The sequence below is a fragment of the Winogradskyella undariae genome, from assembly GCF_013285155.1.
In the GTDB taxonomy this organism is placed as follows: Bacteria; Bacteroidota; Bacteroidia; order Flavobacteriales; family Flavobacteriaceae; genus Winogradskyella; species Winogradskyella undariae.
In genome coordinates, this window is record NZ_JABTEL010000003.1 from 151074 (window position 1) to 171605 (window position 20532).

Below are 20532 nucleotides of genomic sequence, written 5' to 3' on the forward strand. Positions count from 1 at the left end.
AGGTACTATAGTTTTTTTATTATTAGGGCTGAATTTGTTCCTCCAAATCCAAAAGAATTCGACAAAAATACATCAATTTTTTTATCTATGGTTTTGCTTACTAAATTTAATTTAGCAGCATCTTCATCCGGATTTTCTAAATTAATATTTGGAGCTATAAAGGAGTTTTGCATCATAAGCATAGAGTAGATAACTTCACTTGCTCCGGCCATCCAACACTCGTGACCTGTCATTGATTTTGTAGAACTTACATAGGGGCCGTTTTCTCCAAACACATCAAATATAGCTTTGGCTTCATTGGTATCTCCAACAGGAGTTGAGGTTGCGTGTGCATTTACATAGTCAATACTATCTATTGAAATATTAGCTTGATCTATTGCTTTTTTCATGGCTCTAGCTGGTCCATCTACATTGGGTGTTGAAATATGTTCGCCGTTAGAAGAAAATCCATATCCTATAACTTCTCCTAAAATTGGAGCACCACGTTTTACAGCAGATTCATAACTTTCTAAAACAAGTGTTGCACCACCACCACTAGGAATGAGGCCATCTCTATTTTTGTCGAAAGGTTTAGAGGCTTTGCCTGGTTGTTCTTCATTTGCAGAAAACACACCTAGACCATCAAAACTACCCATAGCGAGTTCGTTAATTTCTTGTGCACCACCACAAATAATACAATCTTGAAGTCCACTTTTTATAAGTTGATAAGCCATACCAATAGCATGAGAACCACTTGCACAGGCTGCACTAATAGTGAAATTGATACCTTTTAATTTAAAAATGGTAGACAAATTCATTGTAATCGTAGAATTCATTCCTTTAAAAATAGAACCAGAGCCTACTAAAGTCGTATCTTTTTTCTCTCTAATAATATCTACGGCTTCAATTACAGACTTAGCTGTACTATCATTTCCGTAAAGAATACCAACTTCATTGGTGTCTAAAAAGTCTTGTGTAATATTGGCGTTTTTTAAGGCTTCTATCGTTGCCATGTAGGCATAAGTACCTTCTTCACCTAAGCTAATGCGTTGTCTTCTGGTTAATAATTTTTTTAATTGTGGTTCTTTTACCATGCCTGTTAAGCAAGATCGGTAACCAAAAGATTTGCGTTTTTCATCGAAAACGATACCAGAAGTTCCGTTGTATAACGATGTTTTTACTTCTTCTAAATTCTCACCAATGCATGAATATATGCCCATGCCTGTTATTACAACTCTACTCATTATATAATTTTATTTAAGAGTAAACACCTCCATTAATATTAATTACTTCTCCTGTTATATAAGATGCTTTTTTTGATGCTAAAAAGGATACTAAATGTGCGACTTCTTCAGGATCTCCAAAACGATTTGCTGGAACCATTTTTTTAAGTTCCTTTTCATTTAAATCACTAGTCATATCTGTTTTAATAAATCCAGGAGCAACAGCATTTACTGTAATATTTCGTTTTGCTATTTCTTGAGCTAAAGCTTTCGTTGCAGCAATAACAGCGCCTTTTGCAGCAGAATAATTAGTTTGGCCAGGCGTACCTTTTAGGCCAGACAACGAAACTAAATTTATAATTCTACCATATTTTTGAACGAGCATTTTTTGGATTAAATGATTGGTAACATTAAAAAAGCCATTAAGACTCGTGTTAATAACGTTGTTCCAATCTTCGGGTTTCATCCACATAAAAAGGCCATCTTTTGTGATGCCTGCATTGTTAACGATAACCTCTATAATAGCATCTTTATTATGGTTTTGCCAATTGTCTAATGCTGATTGTACTTCTTCTATGTTTACAACATTAAAAGGTAGCAATTCACCTGTTCCACCAGCTTCTTTTACAGCTTCTAAGGTGTCTAATGCCGCATCTTTATTACTTTGGTAATTGATTAAAATATGATAATCCGAATCTTTTGCTAATTGTATACAAATTGATTTTCCTATGCCTCTAGAGCCACCTGTTATTAATGCGCACTTCATTATATATCTATTTTCTTAATTGAGGTTTATTTTACTATGCTGTTTTCATGATTCATGATAAAGCCTTTCACTTTATTAACATAAGGATACATTATAACATCTTCTTTAAATGCAGGAACTAAATTTCTAATGGCATCATACATTTTTTTAGTTTTTGAAGATACTTTGTCCTGTATTTCTAAATATTCAATAGCTTGTATAATGGTTATCATTTCTATGGCAACAACTTCATAAGCATTTTCAATTACCTTTTTAGTAATTAAAGCAGCATTAGTTCCCATACTCACCACATCTTGATTGTCATTATTGTTAGGGATACTATGCACATACATAGGGTTAGATAATGTTTGATTTTCTGCAGTAGTTGAGGTTGCTGTAAATTGTACGCCTTGCATTCCGAAATTTAATCCTAAAGTTCCAAGGTTAACAAAGGCAGGAAGAATATTGTTAAGGCTAGGGTTTAGTAAATAATTTAGTTGACGTTCTGCCAACATACTCATTTTTGTAACCACTAATTTTAATTTATCCATTTCTAAGGATACATAATCTCCATGGAAGTTTCCACCGTGATAAACATTTTGCTTTTCTACATTAACAATAGGATTGTCGTTTGCAGAATTTACTTCTTCAATTAAAATATTTTCAACACTATCTAGAGTGTCTAAAACAGGTCCTAATATTTGAGGAACACATCGTAAAGAGTAATATTCTTGTACTTTTTCTTCAAAAATAGTGACATCTTGTTCTTTATTATACAAGTAATCTTCACGTTTTCGGGTAAGCTTGCTGTCGCTTAGATTAGCACGCATTTGCTCAGCGATTTTGTGCTGCCCTTTATGTCTTTTAGCATGATTTAGTTCTGCGGATAAATGATCGTCGTAGGCTTCTACAATTTCATTAATAGCAGAAGAACAAAGTACGGTCCAATTTAATAACTGTCTCGTATTTATTGTATTTACAATACCAATACCAGTCATTACAGAAGTACCATTCATTAAAGCAATACCTTCTCTTAAAACTACAGTTATTGGGTTTAAGTTTTCAATTTCAAAAACCTCTTTTGTAGGTCTTAGTTCATCTTTGTAGAATACTTCTCCTTCACCAATTAAAACCAAAGCTAAATGTGCTAATTGTACTAAATCACCACTAGCTCCAACACCACCATGTTCATAAATTAGAGGAATTATATTACGATTAATTAATTCGCTCATAAGTTCTACAACCGATTTATGCACGCCAGAATTACCTAAAGACAAAGTATTAAGCCTTGCAAGCATAGCCGCTTTTACGTATTGTGGATGAATTGGATTTCCGGTTCCGGAAGCATGACTTCGTATTAAGTTATATTGAAGTTGTATCCGATCTGTGTCAGCAATTTTATACTGAGCCATTGGGCCAAAACCGGTGTTTACACCATATATAGTTTTGTTTTCGGAAAAAGTTTTTAAAAAATTGAAGCTATTCTCAATAGTTTGAAAAACACTTTTGTCTAGTTGTATAGGGTTGTTGTTGAAAATGATTTTATAAAAATCGTTAACACTTAAACTTCCAGTTAATTTTAGCATCTATATGGTTGGTAATATTTAATGAAAATAATAGTTAAATTACAAAAAATGAAGTTATTTTGGGTTGCAAATTTATAATAATAAATGATTTTATACTATTAAGACTATGAGTGTTGAAAATGTTGATGTATTAATTATAGGGGCAGGTCCATCAGGTTGCGTTGCTGCGTCTTATTTACATGAAAAAGGATTGAAGGTAAAAGTGGTTGAAAAAAATAAATTTCCAAGGTTTGTAATTGGAGAAAGTTTACTTCCACGATGTATGGATCATTTTGAAGAAGTGGGTCTATTAGATTGTTTGAAGAAACGAAATTATGAAGTGAAAGCTGGTGCTCGATTTATAAGAGGTGATGAGGTTTGTAATTTTGATTTTAGTAAAAAGCATACTGAAGGTTGGAATTGGACATGGCAAGTGCCTAGAGCAGATTTCGATAAAACTTTAACTGACGAGCTTTTAACCAGAGGTGTTGATATTGTATTTGAAGAAGAGGTTATTGCTGTTAATTTTAATACTGACGGTTCTTCAGAAACTACGATAAAAAATAAATCGGGTGAGTCTAAGGTTGTTAAAGCTAAGTATATTGTTGATTCTAGTGGTTATGGACGTGTTTTACCACGTCTTTTAGATTTAGAAAAAAAATCAGAACTTCTTGATCAATCGTCAATATTTACACATGTAAAGGATGTAAATCGTCCTGAAGGTTGGGAAGGAACTCGTATAACTTTTGATGTTATAAGTCTAAGAACCTGGTTATGGGTTATTCCGTTTTCTAATGGAGTAACAAGCATAGGTTATGTTGGTTCTAATGAATTTTTAGAATTGTTTAAAGGGACTTCTTCAGAGAAATTAAAAGAAATGTTGAAACTCTCTAATTATTATAGAGAACGTTTTGAAGGTGTTGATTTTCAATTTAACCCTGTTGAGATTTCTAATTATTCAAAATCGGTAAAACAACTTTATGGTAATGGGTATGTTTTAACAGGAAATAGTGCAGAGTTTTTAGACCCTGTATTTTCATCGGGAGTTACTTTTGCTACAGAATCGGCATTGTTAGCTGCTAAATTGATTACTAAAACACTTCAAAATGAAACTGTAGATTGGGAAGTAGAATATTCTGATTATATGAAGAATGGAGTTCGTGTTTTTGAAACTTATGTAAACGAATGGTATACAGGGAATCTTCAGAAATTGTTTTTTCATAAGCCTGAAAATCCTGAGATTAAAAAGCAGATTTGCTCAGTTTTGGCCGGTTATGTATGGGATGAGACTAATCCTTTTGTGAAAAATCACCATAGACTTGTTAAAGCCGTGGCCCATATTATAGACATGGAAAATGAAAAAAGCGAGTAATTATAATTACTCGCTTCATAATAAGATATTCTAAGTTAAATTTAGAATGCTTTTTTCATAATTAATTTAGATAAACTTTTTCCTGTTTTCGCAAAACCTTCACCTATACGATCTTCGTTACTGAATGTCCCTCCAAATCTATTTCCAGGTGCGTTCTCACTAGTGATTTTTAATAATACATTGTCTCTGTTTGCTGTTTCAACAAATTTTATTACTGTGGTTAATTTAGCAGGTTGTCTCATTACTGCTGCGTTCCATCCTGGATATATCCATACAACCTCTAAAATTAAAGTGTATTTTGCTTCTGTAAGATCTTCTTCAAAAGAGATCCCTTCATCTTCGTATAAATCTCTATTCATAAGCTCTAAAAATTTAGGAGCATAAATAAGTTCTTTACTAGCTTCCCAACTTTTTTTCCAGGCTTTTCCTTTACCTTTTCCTTTTTTTTCTAAATCTTCAGAATGTGCTTTTACGTATTCATCGTTAGTTAGTTCATCTTTTAGTATTGTTAAGTTACTGTAGTCAAACTCAACATTAATTTCAGATTGTCCTTTGAAAAAATCAAAATTGCCTTCTGCAACTTTCATTTTTTGAGCGTAAATTGTTGTTGAAAGCAATAAAATAATTACTAGAGATAATTTGTTTTTCATAATATATTTGTGATTGGTTATGAGTCAAATGTATATAAAATTTTTAATCAAGATTACTTTTTTTTAATGTAATGCAATGTGTGTGGTTTATTGGTTCTAGGATAAATAGCATACTTTTATTGGCTCAAGCTTTATTTTAAGTATTTATTGAATAATCATAAATTCGCTACTTTAGCAATAATATTACTACAATAACAATTTTATGTGCAATTTTCAGAAACTTATAATCAATCTTTGTTTTTTATTTGTGATGCTATTTTTTAGTGTAAAATGTTATGCACAAGAAATTCCACCAATTCAAATATTTACACCTCAAGATTATGATGCGGAAGATCAAAATTGGGCTATAACACAGTCTAATGATGATTTTATTTATGTTGCTAATAACAAAGGCTTGTTAGAATATAAAGGCGCTTCCTGGAAACTTTACAATTCTCCTAATGATGGTATATTGAGGTCGGTAAAATTTGTAGGTGATAAGATTTATTCTGGTGGCTTTATGGATTTTGGCTATTGGACTAGGGATAAGTTGGGGGTGATGTTGTATACTTCTTTAGTGGATGATCGAAATTTTTCAATAAAAGAAGATGAGGAGTTTTGGGGGATTATTGATGTTGAAGGTTATATTTTATTTCAATCTTTAGAGCGGATTTATATCTACAATATTCTAGAGGATAGTTTTGATATTGTTGATTCTGAATTTAGAATCAATAAAATATTTAAAGTTGATGGAAGTATTTATTTTCAAGAAACCGAATTAGGTATTTTTAAGATAGAAAACGGAAAGAAGGTTTTAATAATTCCAGAGGTGTTATTAAATGGTAATATATTAGTTAATATCTTCAACTCAGACGCAAACTTACTTTTGCAAACCAAAGAAAATGGATTTTATAAATTTCAAAATGGTAAAGTCAGTAAATGGGTCATAGAATCTAATAATTTATTATCTCAATTAAGTATCTATAACAGTATCCGGTTAAAAGATGGAAGTTTTTTGTTAGGAACTATAGCTAATGGAATTATTCAATTAGATAAAGATGGAAAAAAAATATTAAAAATAGATAAGTCTAATGGTTTAAGTAATAATACGATACTTTCTGTTTATGAAGATAACTTTGGAAGTGTTTGGCTCGGTTTAGATAATGGAATTAATATTGTTAATTTAAATTCAGCTTTTAAAGTTTATATAGATAATTTAGGTGTTCTGGGTACAATTTATACAGCTGCTAAAACAGATGATTTTCTTTATTTAGGAACAAATCAAGGACTTTTTTATCAGCCTAATGATTCTGATGTAAAATTTAAACAGATAGAGGGAACAAAAGGACAGGTATGGAATTTGTCGGTTATAAATGGAACCTTATTTTGTGGTCATGATAAAGGTACTTTTTTAATAAATAATACTAGGGCAGAAAGAATATCTAGCGAGTTAGGGAGTTGGTGTATAAAAGAAATTGAAGGGCATCCTAATCTTTTGATTCAAGGTAATTATAAAGGATTGACGATTTTAGAAAAGTATAATAATACTTGGCGTTTTAGAAATAAAATAAATGGCTTTAATATCTCTTCTAGATATTTTGAATTTGTTGACTCAAATCAATTGTTAGTAAGCCATGAACATAAGGGTATTTATAAAATTACACTTGACAATACTTTTAGTAAGGTTATTGATTATAAAAAACTACCAATTAAAAAAGGTGTTAAGTCAGGAATTGTAAAATATCAAAATGAAGTTTTATATAGTAATAAATCGGGGGTATTTAATTACGATAACAATGCAGAGTCTTTTTTAAAAGATTCCATATTGAGTAGTTTATTTAGTGATGAAAAATATGTTTCAGGTAAACTATTTAATGACAGGAAAGGAAAAAAACTTTGGGGTTTTTCTGAAAGTGAAATGATTTTTGTGGAGCCTGGTAAATTATCAACAGAGCCAAAAATTAATGTTGTAACACTTTCAAATGATGTTCGTAAAACTAAATCTGGTTACGAAAATATCTTGTATTTAAGTGATAATGATTATTTAATAGGAACTACTGAAGGGTTTTTAAATGTTGATTTAAATAAGTTAGTTGAGAAATCGCTAAAGGTCCATATGAATAGTGTTAGATATGGAGCTTTACCCGATGAGCTTACTGAGTTAGATCTAGTTAATCCCGATCCGCTAAAAAATAAGTTTAATAATATTCGCTTTAATTATAGTGTTACCAATTATAATAAACTTTCGACTTCAAAATATCAATCTAGATTAATTGGTTTTTATGATCACTGGAGTGATTGGGGAATTTCTCCAGAAACATTTTATAAAAATTTGCCTCATGGAGAATACACATTTGAAGCAAGAGCGATTACAGATGGAATACTGTCTAATAATATAATGTCTTACAGTTTTACGATTAATAGGCCTTGGTATTTCAGTTTGATAGCTATAATATTATATGTTATTTTATTGTTTCTGTTTTTGTATATTTTATATTTCTATAACAAAAAACATTACGAAAGAAAACAAATTAAAGTAATTGAAAAAAAGGAAAGAGAGCTAGAGTTAGAACAATTAGGAAATCAAAGACAGCTTATTCAATTTAAAAATAAAAATCTACAATTAGATATTGAAAATAAAAATAGGGAGCTTGGTATGGCAACTATGAACTTAGTAAAACGAAATGAGTTGTTAAGTAATATTAAGGATGAGTTAAGTGAAACTAAATCGCTTGCCGATGTTAGCAAGGTTGTTAAGCGTATTAATAAAAGTATAAATAATACAGGTGATTGGAAATTGTTTGAAGAAGCTTTTAATAATGTTGATAAAGACTTCATGAAAAAAATAAAGACTCTTCATCCTTCTATTACGGCAAGTGATTTAAGACTCTGTGCTTATCTGCGTTTAAACCTTTCTTCAAAAGAAATTGCACCACTTCTTAATATCTCTCATAAAAGTGTTGAGGTCAAACGCTATCGTTTGCGTAAAAAACTAGAGTTAAGCCATGATGATAGTTTATCTAGCTATATTATTGAGTTATAGCACCTATACAATATTTTTTTTAACCTATACAATGCCTATACATTTCTTGTTTATTAGTTATTTCGAGGAATGATTGCGAATCGTATTTTTAATGAAACAGAATAGAGATACCTTAAAATAAGAGTGTATTTAATATGATATCTGTATTTTTATCTGCTTTTTTTTAGTTTGTATGTTTTTTGTAGTGTTTAGTTTTAAGATAACGTTAAGAAAATGTTATAATTTGCATGATATAAACTAAGAACTATGAAAATAAAACTTTTCGCGCTCTTTGCTTTCATTTTAACAATGGCAGTAAATGGGCAAAATGTAGATGTAACGGGAACGGTTACTGAAGGTGCTTCAGGGCAACCACTTCCGGGGGTAAACATTATCCTTAAGAATACATCAAAAGGAACAACAACAGATTTCGATGGTAATTTTGTGTTAACAGATTTATCGTTGAATTCTATAATAGTAATTTCTTATATAGGTTTTGTACCTCAAGAAATAACTATTATTAATGACAAACCATTAACTATATCTCTAGTAGAAGACACGGAGTCTCTTAGTGAGGTTGTTGTTATAGGTTATGGTACACAGAAGGTCACTAACGTTTCTGGTGCTATTTCAACTGTTAAGTCAGAATCTATTGAAAAACTTAACCCAACAAGGGTAGAGGAAGCACTTCAAGGTAATGCTTCAGGGGTTTCGGTTGTACAAAGTGGTTCACCAGGAAGTAAGCCAACAGTTTTGGTGCGTGGTATCCCTTCATTCTCTGGTACAGACCCTGTCGTTATTATTGATGGTATACCTCAAAGTTTGGATGATTTAAACTCTATTAATTCAGCAGACATTGAATCATTAAATATTTTAAAAGATGCTGCTTCAACTGCTATTTATGGTGTTAAAGGTGGTAACGGTGTAATTGTCGTGACAACTAAGTCTGGTAGAAAGAATGAGAAAGTATCTTTTTCATTCAATACTTATACTGGTATTCAATCTGTGGATAGGAAAATCGGATTATTAAATGCTTCAGAATATGCTGCTTTAATTAATGAAGGTAGTACTGTTGCTGGTGGTGATATAATTTTTCAAGATATTTCTTCATTAGGTGTTGGTACAGATTGGCAAGATGAGATTTTTGAAGATGCAAGTATTACATCTTATGCTTTATCTGCTAGAGGTGGTTCAGAAAAATTAAGCTACTTTTTATCTACAGGTTATTTAAGTCAAGGGGGTATTGTTGGTGGTGATGATAAATCTAATTTTAATAGATTAAACTTTACAGCTAATATAGATTTTCAATTAACTTCTAAATTAAAGTTTATTTTAAATACAAGTTATGCTAACATAAAAAGTAAATCAATATTAGAAAATTCATTTAACTCAATTCTAGGTAATGCAGTAAACTTCGATCCTACGGTTTCAGTATATAATACAGATCCAAATGATTTTGCGACTTATGGATACAGTAACTTGTTATTATCAGAAATATTTAATCCCGTTCAGAGATTACAAGATACTCATAATGAAAGTAACGGAAATAAATTATATGGTAAGTTTGAACTACAATATGATGTGCTTGAAAACCTTAAAGTAACTTCTCGTTTTGGTTATACAAAATGGGATCAGGTAGGGAAAAGCTTTACACCTTTAGCATATTATGGTCCAAATAACGTTTCAAGTGATTACAATTCTGATGGAACAGTAAAGACACAAGAAGTGGAAAATGGAGATGGTACTGTAAGTACAATTCCTTCATTTCATAATAGTGTAACAGAGAGTACCGTATCTAGTTTTAATTATACCTTTGAAAACTTTGCTAGTTATAGTTTTAGTTTAAATGACATGCATAATTTCGATGTAGTTTTAGGTATATCTACTAGTAAATCTACAGGATATGGTTTTGGTACAACAAGACAAGATGTTAGAGATAATTCTTGGGAATGGGCAGATATAAGTGCTGCTACGGGTATTAATACTTCTTTAAACACAGATGCTTACACAGGTTATAGTTATCAAGATTTAGAACGTAGAAACATGTCTTATTTCAGTAGAGTAAATTATGATTACAATGGTACGTATTTAGCGTCATTCTCTGCAAGACGTGATGGTTCTATAGCTTTCGGTGATGATAATAAATTTGCTAACTTTTATGCAGGTTCTTTAGGTTGGGTTGTTACTAATGAAGATTTCTTCAATTTCGATCCTATTAATTTCTTAAAAATAAGAGGTAGTTACGGTACTGTTGGTAATGAAAACGTAGATCCACAATATGTAGGTATTACTATTGGAGGACCAAGTTATAATTCTACAGCAAACAGTAATGGATATACATTTGGAGATGAATTTGTTTCAGGAGCTACTGTAAACTCATTTAGTAATCCAACATTAAGTTGGGAAGAGCAAACACAATATAATATTGGTTTTGATGCTACTTTTCTTAATAATCAATTTACGCTTACTTTAGATTATTTTAATAAATCTGTTGATGGATTATTATTTACAGATGCACCACCACTTTATGCTGGGACCTCAGAGCCTGTAACATCAAACATAGGTAGTACAGAGAGTAAAGGGATTGATTTAACTTTAGGTTATAATAATTTTGGGTCAGAAGATTTTAAAATTAATACATCTGTGACTTTTACTACTTCTAAAAATGAAGTTACAGAAACTAATAGTGATGGTACAGCATTTGTTTCTGGTGGATCTTATTTTAATGGTCAGCCACACGATGTTACACGTTTCCAAAAAGGTTATACTCCAGGTTATTTTTACGGTTATCAAACAGACGGATTATTTCAAAATCAAGCCGAAATTAATGCACACGCAACACAATCTGGCGCATTACCAGGTGATATTCGTTTTGTAGATACAAATAATGATGGTGTTATTGATGATGATGATAAAACGGATATAGGAGATCCATTCCCGACATTTACTTTAGGATGGAACTTAGGTTTTGAATATAAAAATTTCGATTTAAGTATGTTTACTTATGCTTCTGTTGGTAATGATATCTTTAGAGCTTACGAGCGTAATGCACAATTTACTAACAAAGATAGAAGTATTTTAAATCGATGGACAGGAGAAGGATCTACTAATGATGCTAGCAATCCACGTTACACTTTTGAAGATACTAATAGTAATATTAGACCATCTGACAGATATGTAGAAGATGGAAGCTTTATAAAAATAAAAAGTTTAATCTTAGGTTATACATTACCAGAAAAAGTAAGTAAGTTTTTCGGTAAAATAAGAGTCTATGCTCAGGCTAAAAACTTATTGACACTTACGGAATATACAGGTTATGATCCAGAGATATCAGGGGGTATTTTAGATACAGGTATTGATAGAGGTGCTTATCCGCAAGCAAGAACTTTTTTAATGGGCTTAGACCTTAAATTTTAATATCCAAAATATATTAGTATGAAAAATATAAAAAATAATATTGGATTAGTCATCATACTTTCACTCTTTATGGGGTGTTCAGACGTGGTTGATTTTGATCCGCACGACGAGTATCAAGTGACTGAAGTAGATTATTTGCAAACAGAAAGTGATTACCAAGCAATGGCTGTGAGTTGTTATACTCCAACACAGTGGTTAAATCAAGTTATTGTTCTTGGAGATATGGCTTCTGATAATTCTGTATCAGGTGGTGAAAATGCTTCTGATGCAATATCGTTACAACAAGTAGACGACTATCAAATTTTAGCAAATAATACTACAATAGAAGATTTATGGACATCTGCTTATGAGGGTGTTAATAGAACAAACTATCTAATAGACTACAAAGACGTTAACCTTTTAGGTAATGTTGTAGATTTTGATGGTAAAGAAGCTTTATATGGAGAGGTTCACTTTCTAAGAGCTTTCTATTATTTCAATTTGGTTAAAATGTTTGGTGATGTTGTTTTATTCACGGATCATAAATTAGGCCTTACAGATTTTGGGACTTTACAAAGGTCTCCTAAGGCTGATGTATATGCACAGATCGAAGTAGATTTATTACTTGCCATTGATGCATTACCAACAGCACAATCTCAACAAGGGAGAATTACTAAATATGCTGCTCAAGCATTGTTAGGAAAAGTGTACTTATATCAAGAAAAATTTGATGAAGCAATTCCTGTACTTCAAAGTGTTGTAGATGGTCCTTTTAGTTTAGTACCAAATATGGATGATATCTTTTTGCCAGAAGGTGAAAATGGAACTGAGTCTGTTTACGAAGTACAATATTCTAATGGTCAGCCTTACTATAATTGGGGTGGACAAACTAGAGGTCAAGGAAACTATGCTGTTCAGCAATGTGGAGTTAGAGGGTTTAATGGTGCAGCTGCGATGCCTTATAATTCAGGTTGGAGTACTAATTTACCAACTCAAGATTTAGCTGCTGCTTATGAAGATGGAGATCAAAGAAAAGAGGCTACAACTTTTGATGTTGAAGCTTATGCTAATGATAATCCAAGTTTAAATGTAACTTACCAAGTAGCTCCTTACAAAAATACAGGTTTATATAATAAAAAATATTTACCAAGAAAAGGACAAACAAGTGGACAGGTTGAATTAAATTACGACAACAATCAACGTACTATTCGTTATTCTGAAGTCTTATTAATGGCTGCAGAAGCAAATTTAAGAGGAACATCTGGTAGCCAAGGATTAGCACAAACTTATTTAGATATGGTGCGTGCAAGAGCTTTTGGAGATCAAGATCATAGTGTTGTTGCAACGGTTCAATCTGTTTGGGATGAAAGACGTTTAGAATTAGGAATGGAAGGTGATCGTTTTTTCGATTTAGTTAGAACAGGGCAAGCAAATAGTGTATTAAGTAGCTTAGGTTATAATTCTGCTACAAATGGACTTTTTCCAATTCCTCAGAGAGAAATTGATATTTCTCGTTTATCTCAAAACGACGGATACTAAAAAATAAAACTTATGAAAATATTAAAACACACATTAAGATTATGTCTTTTAGTAATGGTTTTTTACGGCTGTACTGAAGATAATGTAGATACATCATTTACAGATGGGCTAGAAGCACCAACAGATATTTCAGCTTTAGTAATGGTAACACAAGACAATACAGGTTTAGTAACTATTACACCTTCGGGGAACGGAGTTACAGGCTATGTTTTTGATTTTGGAGATGGATCAGAGCTTTCTAATTCTATTCAACCTGGCAGTAGTATTGAGCATACTTATGCAGAAGGAAATTATGAGTTTACTATTATAGCTTCTAATTTAAATGGATTAAGTACTGTATTCACAGAGGCTGTGGTTGTATCTTTTCAAGCTCCAGAGAACTTAGTTGTAACTATAACTAATGATCCTGCAATTTCTAAAGCCGTAAATATTGTAGCTGAAGCAGATTTTGCAACCTATTACGCAGTGTCATTTGGTGAAGATGAAACAGCAGAGCCAACAATATTTAATAGTGGTGATGTTATTTCGTATACGTATCAACAAGCTGGTATTTATACCATAAATGTTGAAGCTTTTAGTGGTGCAATTGCAACTTTAAGTTATACTGAAGATTTCGAAGCTGTAGAAATTGTACAACCATTAAGTTCTGCACCAGATCAACCATCTCGATTAGAAGAAGATGTAATTTCGGTTTTTAGCGGTTTTTACACTGATATTGAAGGTGTAGATTTTAATCCAAATTGGGGTCAGTCAACAATCTATAATTTATTTGATTTAGCAGGAGATGATATGCTTCTATATTCAGATTTAAATTATCAAGGAATTGATTTAGCAGGAGCAATTGATGCATCTCAAATGGAATATTTACATATTGATGTTTGGACAGCAGATGAAAATAATGCAAGTATATCACCAATCACAGCTGGTCCTAATGATACATCAAATGAAACGGCTTACGAATTAGAACTTACAGCTCAACAATGGACGTCTTTCGATATTCCTTTGTCGGCTTTTACAGATCAAAATTCATTATTAGATTTTAGTGCTCTTATTCAGTTTAAATTAGAAGGTGTACCAAATGGAGGAGCAATTTTTGTAGATAATTTATATCTATACAAAGAAAGTGATGAGACTGTACCGGCAGTTTCACCAATTAATTTTGAAGAAGAATCAGGACTAAATTTTACTTTAAGTAGTTTTGATGGTGGTTCTATATCTGTTGCAGGTAATCCAGATTTAAATGGTAACTCATCTGCTATGGTAGCAGAAGTAATAAAAGGAGCAGGTCAAACTTGGGCAGGTTCTAAAATAACAGTTCCAACACCTTTTCAAGTTATTGGTACTTCTGTAATTACAGTTAAAGTATGGTCTCCTCGAGTAGGCTTAAATTTATTATTAAAAATGGAAGACAATACAGCATGGCCAAACACGATTGAGACATCAGAGATTACTGCAACAACTACTATTGCTAACCAATGGGAAACTTTAACGTTTGATTTTGCAGGAATTGATACTTCAGTAGATTGGTATAATCTTGTATTAATTATGGATAACGGAACAGCAGGTGATGGGTCATCAGACTACACAATCTACGTTGATGATATTACAATAAACTAAAATTTAAAGAAACATGAAAAATATAAAATATACTTTATTAAGTTGTCTTAGTTTTTTGTTTGTACTTGTGGCTTGCCAAGAGGATGATGCAGAATTCGGAGAGATTATAACGCCAAGTAATTTGGTGGTGTCTGCAGAGATTTTTGGGCAAGATACTGCAAATCCTTACGGAGATGGATCTGGTATTGTTAATTTAACTGCAATTGCAGATAACGCACTAAGTTATAAATATATTATTAGTGGTGTAGAGTCTAATTCACCTACCGGTTTATTAGAAACATCATTTAGTGATTTAGGAATAAATACTTATACCGTAAATGTTATTGCTTATGGTACAGGTGGAGTGTCAATTACAACATCTATTACGGTAGAAGTTTTTGCAAACTATTCACCACCACAAGAATTAATTGATAAATTAGTTGGTGATGGAACTAATGTTTGGAGAATGAAATCAGAATCTGCAGGTCACTTTGGTTTAGGACCAGTTGGTGGAACCGTAGTCTCTGAATGGTATTCAGCTGGAGCTGATGAAAAAGCAGGTGTTGGTATGTACGATGATCGTTTTATTTTTAATGAAGATGGAACATTCACGCATATTACAGATAACACAAATGACGATCCTACAACAGATACATCAGGAACTATTTTTGGACGTGATGGATTAGTTAATGAAATAGCTACAGGAGGAACTGTTAACGGAGCAGATGTAGAAAATGTACCATACAGTGATTACACAGCAGAATGGACTTTAATTGCACCAGGTGGTGTAGAAACAATCAGTTTAAGTGACACAGCTTTTATCTCATATTATATAGGTGGTAATCATAGATATCAAATATTTGATAGATCTACGCCTAATGAAATTACCTTAAAGGCAACAGATGGAAATGGAGATTTTGACTGGTGGTTTGTCTTAACGACAGACGGTGAAGATGTAGATGATTCGTTTACTAGTATTTACGATAGTTTAATTTGGTCTGACGAATTTGATGTAGATGGAGCACCAGATGCAACAAACTGGACTTACGATTTAGGTACAGGAGATAATGGTTGGGGAAATCAAGAACTGCAATCTTATACAGATGATGCAGACAATGTTATTGTAGAAGATGGTTTCTTAAAAATCACAGCTAAAGTAGATGGGGCAGGTTATACTTCTTCAAGATTAAAATCAGAAGGTTTATATGATTTTACCTATGGTAGAGTAGAAGTGAGAGCTAAATTACCAGCTTCTCTTGGTACATGGCCAGCAATTTGGATGCTTGGTGCAGATTACCAAACTAACACATGGCCTGCTTCAGGAGAAATAGACATTATGGAGCAAAAAGGACAAGATAAAAATACTGTTTTGTCTACTGTGCATCATCCAGCTGTGTCTCCAGGTGCTGGAGATTCGGGCAGTACACAATTGTCAACTTCTACTTCAGAATTTCATAATTATACTGTTGAGTGGACACCTGAAGAACTTATATTTTTAGTAGATGATACTGTATTTCATACAGTAGTAAATTCTGCAGACCTACCATTTAACAATGACTTTTTCTTAATCTTAAATGTTGCTATGGGTGGAACATTAGGAGGAACTGTAGCTTCTGATTTTACAGAAGATAGTATGGAAATTGATTATGTAAGAGTATACCAATAATACAAAGTTTTTATTAGAAGTATAATCCAAATTGTAATTCTTTAGAAAAGGCTGAACAGATAAGTTTAGCCTTTTTTTGTTGTAATTTTTTAAATACATTAGTTTAAAAAACATACACTGCATAATAATTAAATCCTCTTTAGTTATGTGATTTAATACAACAACATTGTTTTTTATAGATGTTAAATTGTAGTGTTTTTTTTCAACGTTTTAAATAGAATTTGACTATAGAGAAGATATAGCTAGTATATGCTAACCTTATAGCTTTAGTAGTCAATTTATTTAATTATTCAAGAACATACAATATCGTTTTCGTTTAAAAGCGTATGTAATCTATAAGTATTGTGGATAAGGTTATATAATCTTTATTTAATAAACCATACAATACCTATACATTACCTATACAAAACACAAGAATAGGTGTTTTGTAGTGATATTGGTATTTCTTGTTTCTCTAATCGATTAATGAAGATATATCGATTAATTAAACATAGGAACGGTGATATTGGCTTTATTTATGTCTTTTTTTTGTGATGTATGTTTTTTGTATGGTTATAATTTCATAATTTGATAATTATAAGTTTTAAATTTATAAAAATGATAATCTTTATATAATACTATTATGAGAATTATGGAAAAAAGCTTTCTAAAGTTAATATTCTTAATCATTCTATGTCCAATATATGGCCAAGCAGATAAGGTTGAGGTTGTGAATAGTGATGACGGCATGCGATTAGTTGTAAATGGAGAAGATTTTATGATTAATGGTATGAATTGGGATTATATTCCAATTGGTAATAATTATAACTATAGTTTATGGAAACAATCTGACGATGTTATAAAGGCAGCATTAGATGCCGAAATGGGACTTCTAAAAAATATGGGAGTCAATGTTATTAGACAATATACTGGGGTACAACCAAAATGGATTCAATATATCTACGAAAAATATGGTATTTATACCATGTTAAATCATTCCTTCGGTCGTTATGGATTAACTATTAATGGTGCTTGGGTTGTAAATACAGAATATTCTGATCCAGCAACTAGAGAAATGCTTCTAAAAGAAGTAACAGAAATGACACAAGAGTATAAAGATACTCCTGGTTTATTATTGTTTTTATTAGGCAACGAAAATAATTATGGCCTGTTTTGGGGAGGTGCAGAAACAGAAGATATACCGATTGAAGACCGTGAATCTACAAAACGTGCTAGAAGCATGTATAATGTTTTTAATGAAGCGGTTGTAAAAATGAAAAGTATTGATAAAAATCACCCAATGGCCATATGTAATGGGGATCTTCTTTTTTTAGATATTATAGCAGAAGAGTGTCAAGATATTGACATTTTAGGTACTAATATGTATCGTGGAGTAACTTTTACAGATGCTTTTACTGCGGTAAAAGAAAAATTAAACAAACCTCTTTTATTTACAGAATTTGGAGCAGATGCTTTTAATGCTATTGAAAACCAGGAAGACCAAAAAACGCAAGCCTATTATTTGGTAAATAACTGGAAAGATATTTATGAAAATGCAGCAGGTTTAGGTAAGGCTGAAAATTCTATTGGAGGTTTTACGTTTCAATTTAGTGATGGTTGGTGGAAATATGGACAAACTAAAAACCTAGAAGTGCATGATAATAATGCATCTTGGTCTAACGGTGGTTACGATATAGATTTACAGGCGGGTGAAAATAATATGAATGAAGAATGGTTTGGGATTTGTGCAAAAGGACCAACCAATTCTAGAGGCCTTTACGAATTATACCCAAGAGCTGCTTATTATGCATTAAAAGAAGTTCATCAAATAAACCCTTATGAAGAAGGAGTTTCTTTAGATTTTGTAGATAATTATTTTAATAATATTCAGCTTATGGATGCCGTTTTAAGAGCTCGTGGTGATAAAGCCGCTCTAAATGGAGGTGGAAGCGAAAGTAAAATTAGAATTAGTAATTTAAGAGCAGAGTTTACTACCTATAATACTGGAGGAAGCTTAATTACAACACCAGATGATGAAGATCCGGATGCAAGTACGTATCCTAATCAATTAGGTTTTGATCATATGGAATCTTATTATGTTGGTGTGCAAGGAAATCCTTCCGCTAATATGAGAGCTGAAGTTAATTTTAACATTCTAGGAAATGTTGCTCAAAATCCAATTGATGAAATATTTTATGAAAATAGAGGCTATCCAATTACTGTTAGTACAGACGAAGGGGATGTAGAAATTACAGATAACAATAGAGTACAGGTCTATAATGCTTCCTATGAGTGGAATGCTAAAGATTTTGATTTAAGAGGGTTTTACAGAAAAGGGCATTACCATTGGGGTTACGAAGGTGATTTCTTTGGCTTATATCCAGAATCTAATTACGGACCTAATTTCGATATTTATAATGGAGAAACTTCAGGTTTTGAATTAGATGGTAAAAAAGGACTAAGTGGTTTAAAAGCTGCATTTGGTCCGCAATTATGGTGGGGCGCAAATCCTGCTGTATTGTTAAAATATAGTAGAACTTTAGGTAAATACGATGTTACTGCTATTTATCATGAAGATATAGCAGATGCATCTAAAGCAGCAACTTCTATTGCTATTCCTTTGCCTAAAACACGTCGTGTTACATTTCATGCTAAAAGACAAGTAGGTGATGTTGGTATTGAATTAGGTGGTATTTGGGCTGGTGAACCTTTAAATGGAAGAGAATTCAATGTGATTTCAAATGATATAGCTGTAGTTGATGAAATTAGTTCTAAAGATAATTGGGGTGGTAAAGTAAAATTAACCTATTCTAAAGGAGTTTTTAATGTCTATGCTCAAGCCGCAGCTATGGGGTTAGTTGCAAATGGTGGGGCCGATCAAACGCAGACCTTTACGGGATGGAAACTAAAAGATTCTGGAAGTGGAAATCAAACTAATGTTTTAGCTGGTTTTACTTATTCTTTAGGTAATCTTCAAATAGCACCTAATTTTTTATGGCAAAAACCAATTGTTGGTGCTATCCCTAATGATTATAGTTTTACTAATAGCTTTGGTCAAACGGTTGGTGTGCCATTAAGAAATATAGAAGATGATCCTTTTGCTGTTAGAAGTAATAGAAAAACTACTGCAGGAGAGCTTCTTTTAACATGGGATCCAACACCAGGAACTTGGATGTACGATTGGGATAGTGATATGACGGAAGATGCTAAACTAGCGGTTAGTGCTGGTTTTGTATATCGTCACCTTCCAACGACTCAAGATGCTGCTATTGTTTTTGATGATAATAGAAATTCTTTTGCCTTAGCTAATGCAGCACCTGCTGAAGATTTATGGGAAGCTAGTGCAAGAGTGGTTTCTAAGTTAAATCCAGATTTAGGATTTATAGGTAATTTCTACTATGGTAATGGCCAAGCAAATGGTAGTGGTGGTGCTGATGATACCAATGGGAATCGTTTAATAAAACGTTTTGGTGGAGATGTTAGAGCTATCTATAAAAAAATTAAAGCTACTGCTCAAGTTAAAATTAACGATTGGGGGCCTTTTGATTACCATCGTGATTATAACCTTACCTATCCATTACAGTTAATGTTAGATCTATCAACTTCAGTAGGAAAACCAGATTGGTTTATTTTACCAGATACCCGAATTGGTATTCGTGGTACTTGGAGATCTTTAGATGAGTACTCTCCTCGATACTTACCAAATCAGGCTGCTGGAGAATATTTAGATCCAACCATTAGTAATATAGGTTTTGATAACGGTAATGAATGGGAAATTAGAACCTACATACATATTAATATTGGAAAATAATTAACACAAA

The 20532-nt window shown here is 32.1% G+C and carries 11 protein-coding genes; 7 read left to right on the top strand and 4 right to left on the bottom strand.

Going from position 1 to position 20532, the window contains the following annotated elements; translation table 11 throughout:
• Positions 1-5 precede the first annotated feature (5 nt).
• From HSX10_RS05220 to flxA, 3 genes are read right to left on the bottom strand one after another with little or no spacing between them, the layout of a single operon-like run.
• Positions 6-1223 carry a beta-ketoacyl-[acyl-carrier-protein] synthase family protein gene (locus HSX10_RS05220; RefSeq protein ID WP_173587149.1) on the bottom strand — a complete coding sequence of 406 codons (1218 nt, stop codon included), beginning with the start codon at positions 1221-1223 and terminating at the stop codon, positions 6-8.
• Positions 1224-1236: 13 nt separating this feature from the next.
• The gene (gene flxB / locus HSX10_RS05225) at positions 1237-1968 is read right to left on the bottom strand and encodes a flexirubin biosynthesis SDR family reductase FlxB (protein WP_173587150.1); all 732 of its coding nucleotides are present in this window, start codon (positions 1966-1968) and stop codon (positions 1237-1239) included.
• A gap of 26 nt (positions 1969-1994) precedes the next feature.
• Positions 1995-3533 carry a flexirubin biosynthesis tyrosine ammonia-lyase FlxA gene (gene flxA / locus HSX10_RS05230; protein WP_173587151.1) on the bottom strand — a complete coding sequence of 513 codons (1539 nt, stop codon included), beginning with the start codon at positions 3531-3533 and terminating at the stop codon, positions 1995-1997.
• A gap of 106 nt (positions 3534-3639) precedes the next feature.
• On the opposite strand from flxA, the gene HSX10_RS05235 reads away from it, so the two are divergent.
• Positions 3640-4884: an NAD(P)/FAD-dependent oxidoreductase gene (locus HSX10_RS05235; protein ID WP_173587152.1), complete on the top strand. Its 1245-nt coding sequence runs from the start codon at positions 3640-3642 to the stop codon at positions 4882-4884.
• A 41-nt stretch (positions 4885-4925) separates the two neighbouring features.
• Here the strand turns inward: HSX10_RS05235 and HSX10_RS05240 are convergent, their stop codons facing one another.
• On the bottom strand, positions 4926-5534 hold the full coding sequence (locus HSX10_RS05240) for a hypothetical protein (RefSeq protein ID WP_173587153.1): 609 nt from the start codon (positions 5532-5534) through the stop codon (positions 4926-4928).
• 250 nt (positions 5535-5784) lie between these two features.
• On the opposite strand from HSX10_RS05240, the gene HSX10_RS05245 reads away from it, so the two are divergent.
• The 6 genes from HSX10_RS05245 to HSX10_RS05270 all read left to right on the top strand — a co-directional run bounded on the left by HSX10_RS05245 (position 5785) and on the right by HSX10_RS05270 (position 20522).
• A complete protein-coding gene (locus HSX10_RS05245) occupies positions 5785-8556 on the top strand; it encodes a helix-turn-helix and ligand-binding sensor domain-containing protein (RefSeq protein WP_254453200.1) in 2772 nt (923 codons plus the stop codon).
• Between the two features lie 246 nt (positions 8557-8802).
• The gene (locus HSX10_RS05250) at positions 8803-11952 is read left to right on the top strand and encodes a SusC/RagA family TonB-linked outer membrane protein (RefSeq protein ID WP_173587155.1); all 3150 of its coding nucleotides are present in this window, start codon (positions 8803-8805) and stop codon (positions 11950-11952) included.
• A gap of 18 nt (positions 11953-11970) precedes the next feature.
• Complete coding sequence (locus tag HSX10_RS05255) at positions 11971-13470, top strand: RagB/SusD family nutrient uptake outer membrane protein (RefSeq protein WP_173587156.1); 1500 nt, start codon at positions 11971-11973, stop codon at positions 13468-13470.
• Between the two features lie 12 nt (positions 13471-13482).
• Positions 13483-15087: a hypothetical protein gene (locus tag HSX10_RS05260; protein ID WP_173587157.1), complete on the top strand. Its 1605-nt coding sequence runs from the start codon at positions 13483-13485 to the stop codon at positions 15085-15087.
• A 13-nt stretch (positions 15088-15100) separates the two neighbouring features.
• The gene (locus tag HSX10_RS05265; protein ID WP_173587158.1) at positions 15101-16732 is read left to right on the top strand and encodes a glycoside hydrolase family 16 protein; all 1632 of its coding nucleotides are present in this window, start codon (positions 15101-15103) and stop codon (positions 16730-16732) included.
• Positions 16733-17363: 631 nt separating this feature from the next.
• The gene (locus HSX10_RS05270) at positions 17364-20522 is read left to right on the top strand and encodes a glycoside hydrolase family 2 TIM barrel-domain containing protein (RefSeq protein ID WP_173587159.1); all 3159 of its coding nucleotides are present in this window, start codon (positions 17364-17366) and stop codon (positions 20520-20522) included.
• Positions 20523-20532: the final 10 nt, after the last annotated feature.

What these genes read in the sequence shown, in the direction of transcription:
- HSX10_RS05220 (WP_173587149.1), bottom strand. Translation starts at nt 1,223, where the DNA reads ATGAGTAGAGTTGTAATAACAGGCATGGGCATATATTCATGCATTGGT.
- flxB (WP_173587150.1), bottom strand. Translation starts at nt 1,968, where the DNA reads ATGAAGTGCGCATTAATAACAGGTGGCTCTAGAGGCATAGGAAAATCA.
- flxA (WP_173587151.1), bottom strand. Translation starts at nt 3,533, where the DNA reads ATGCTAAAATTAACTGGAAGTTTAAGTGTTAACGATTTTTATAAAATC.
- HSX10_RS05235 (WP_173587152.1), top strand. Translation starts at nt 3,640, where the DNA reads ATGAGTGTTGAAAATGTTGATGTATTAATTATAGGGGCAGGTCCATCA.
- HSX10_RS05240 (WP_173587153.1), bottom strand. Translation starts at nt 5,534, where the DNA reads ATGAAAAACAAATTATCTCTAGTAATTATTTTATTGCTTTCAACAACA.
- HSX10_RS05245 (WP_254453200.1), top strand. Translation starts at nt 5,785, where the DNA reads ATGCTATTTTTTAGTGTAAAATGTTATGCACAAGAAATTCCACCAATT.
- HSX10_RS05250 (WP_173587155.1), top strand. Translation starts at nt 8,803, where the DNA reads ATGAAAATAAAACTTTTCGCGCTCTTTGCTTTCATTTTAACAATGGCA.
- HSX10_RS05255 (WP_173587156.1), top strand. Translation starts at nt 11,971, where the DNA reads ATGAAAAATATAAAAAATAATATTGGATTAGTCATCATACTTTCACTC.
- HSX10_RS05260 (WP_173587157.1), top strand. Translation starts at nt 13,483, where the DNA reads ATGAAAATATTAAAACACACATTAAGATTATGTCTTTTAGTAATGGTT.
- HSX10_RS05265 (WP_173587158.1), top strand. Translation starts at nt 15,101, where the DNA reads ATGAAAAATATAAAATATACTTTATTAAGTTGTCTTAGTTTTTTGTTT.
- HSX10_RS05270 (WP_173587159.1), top strand. Translation starts at nt 17,364, where the DNA reads ATGGAAAAAAGCTTTCTAAAGTTAATATTCTTAATCATTCTATGTCCA.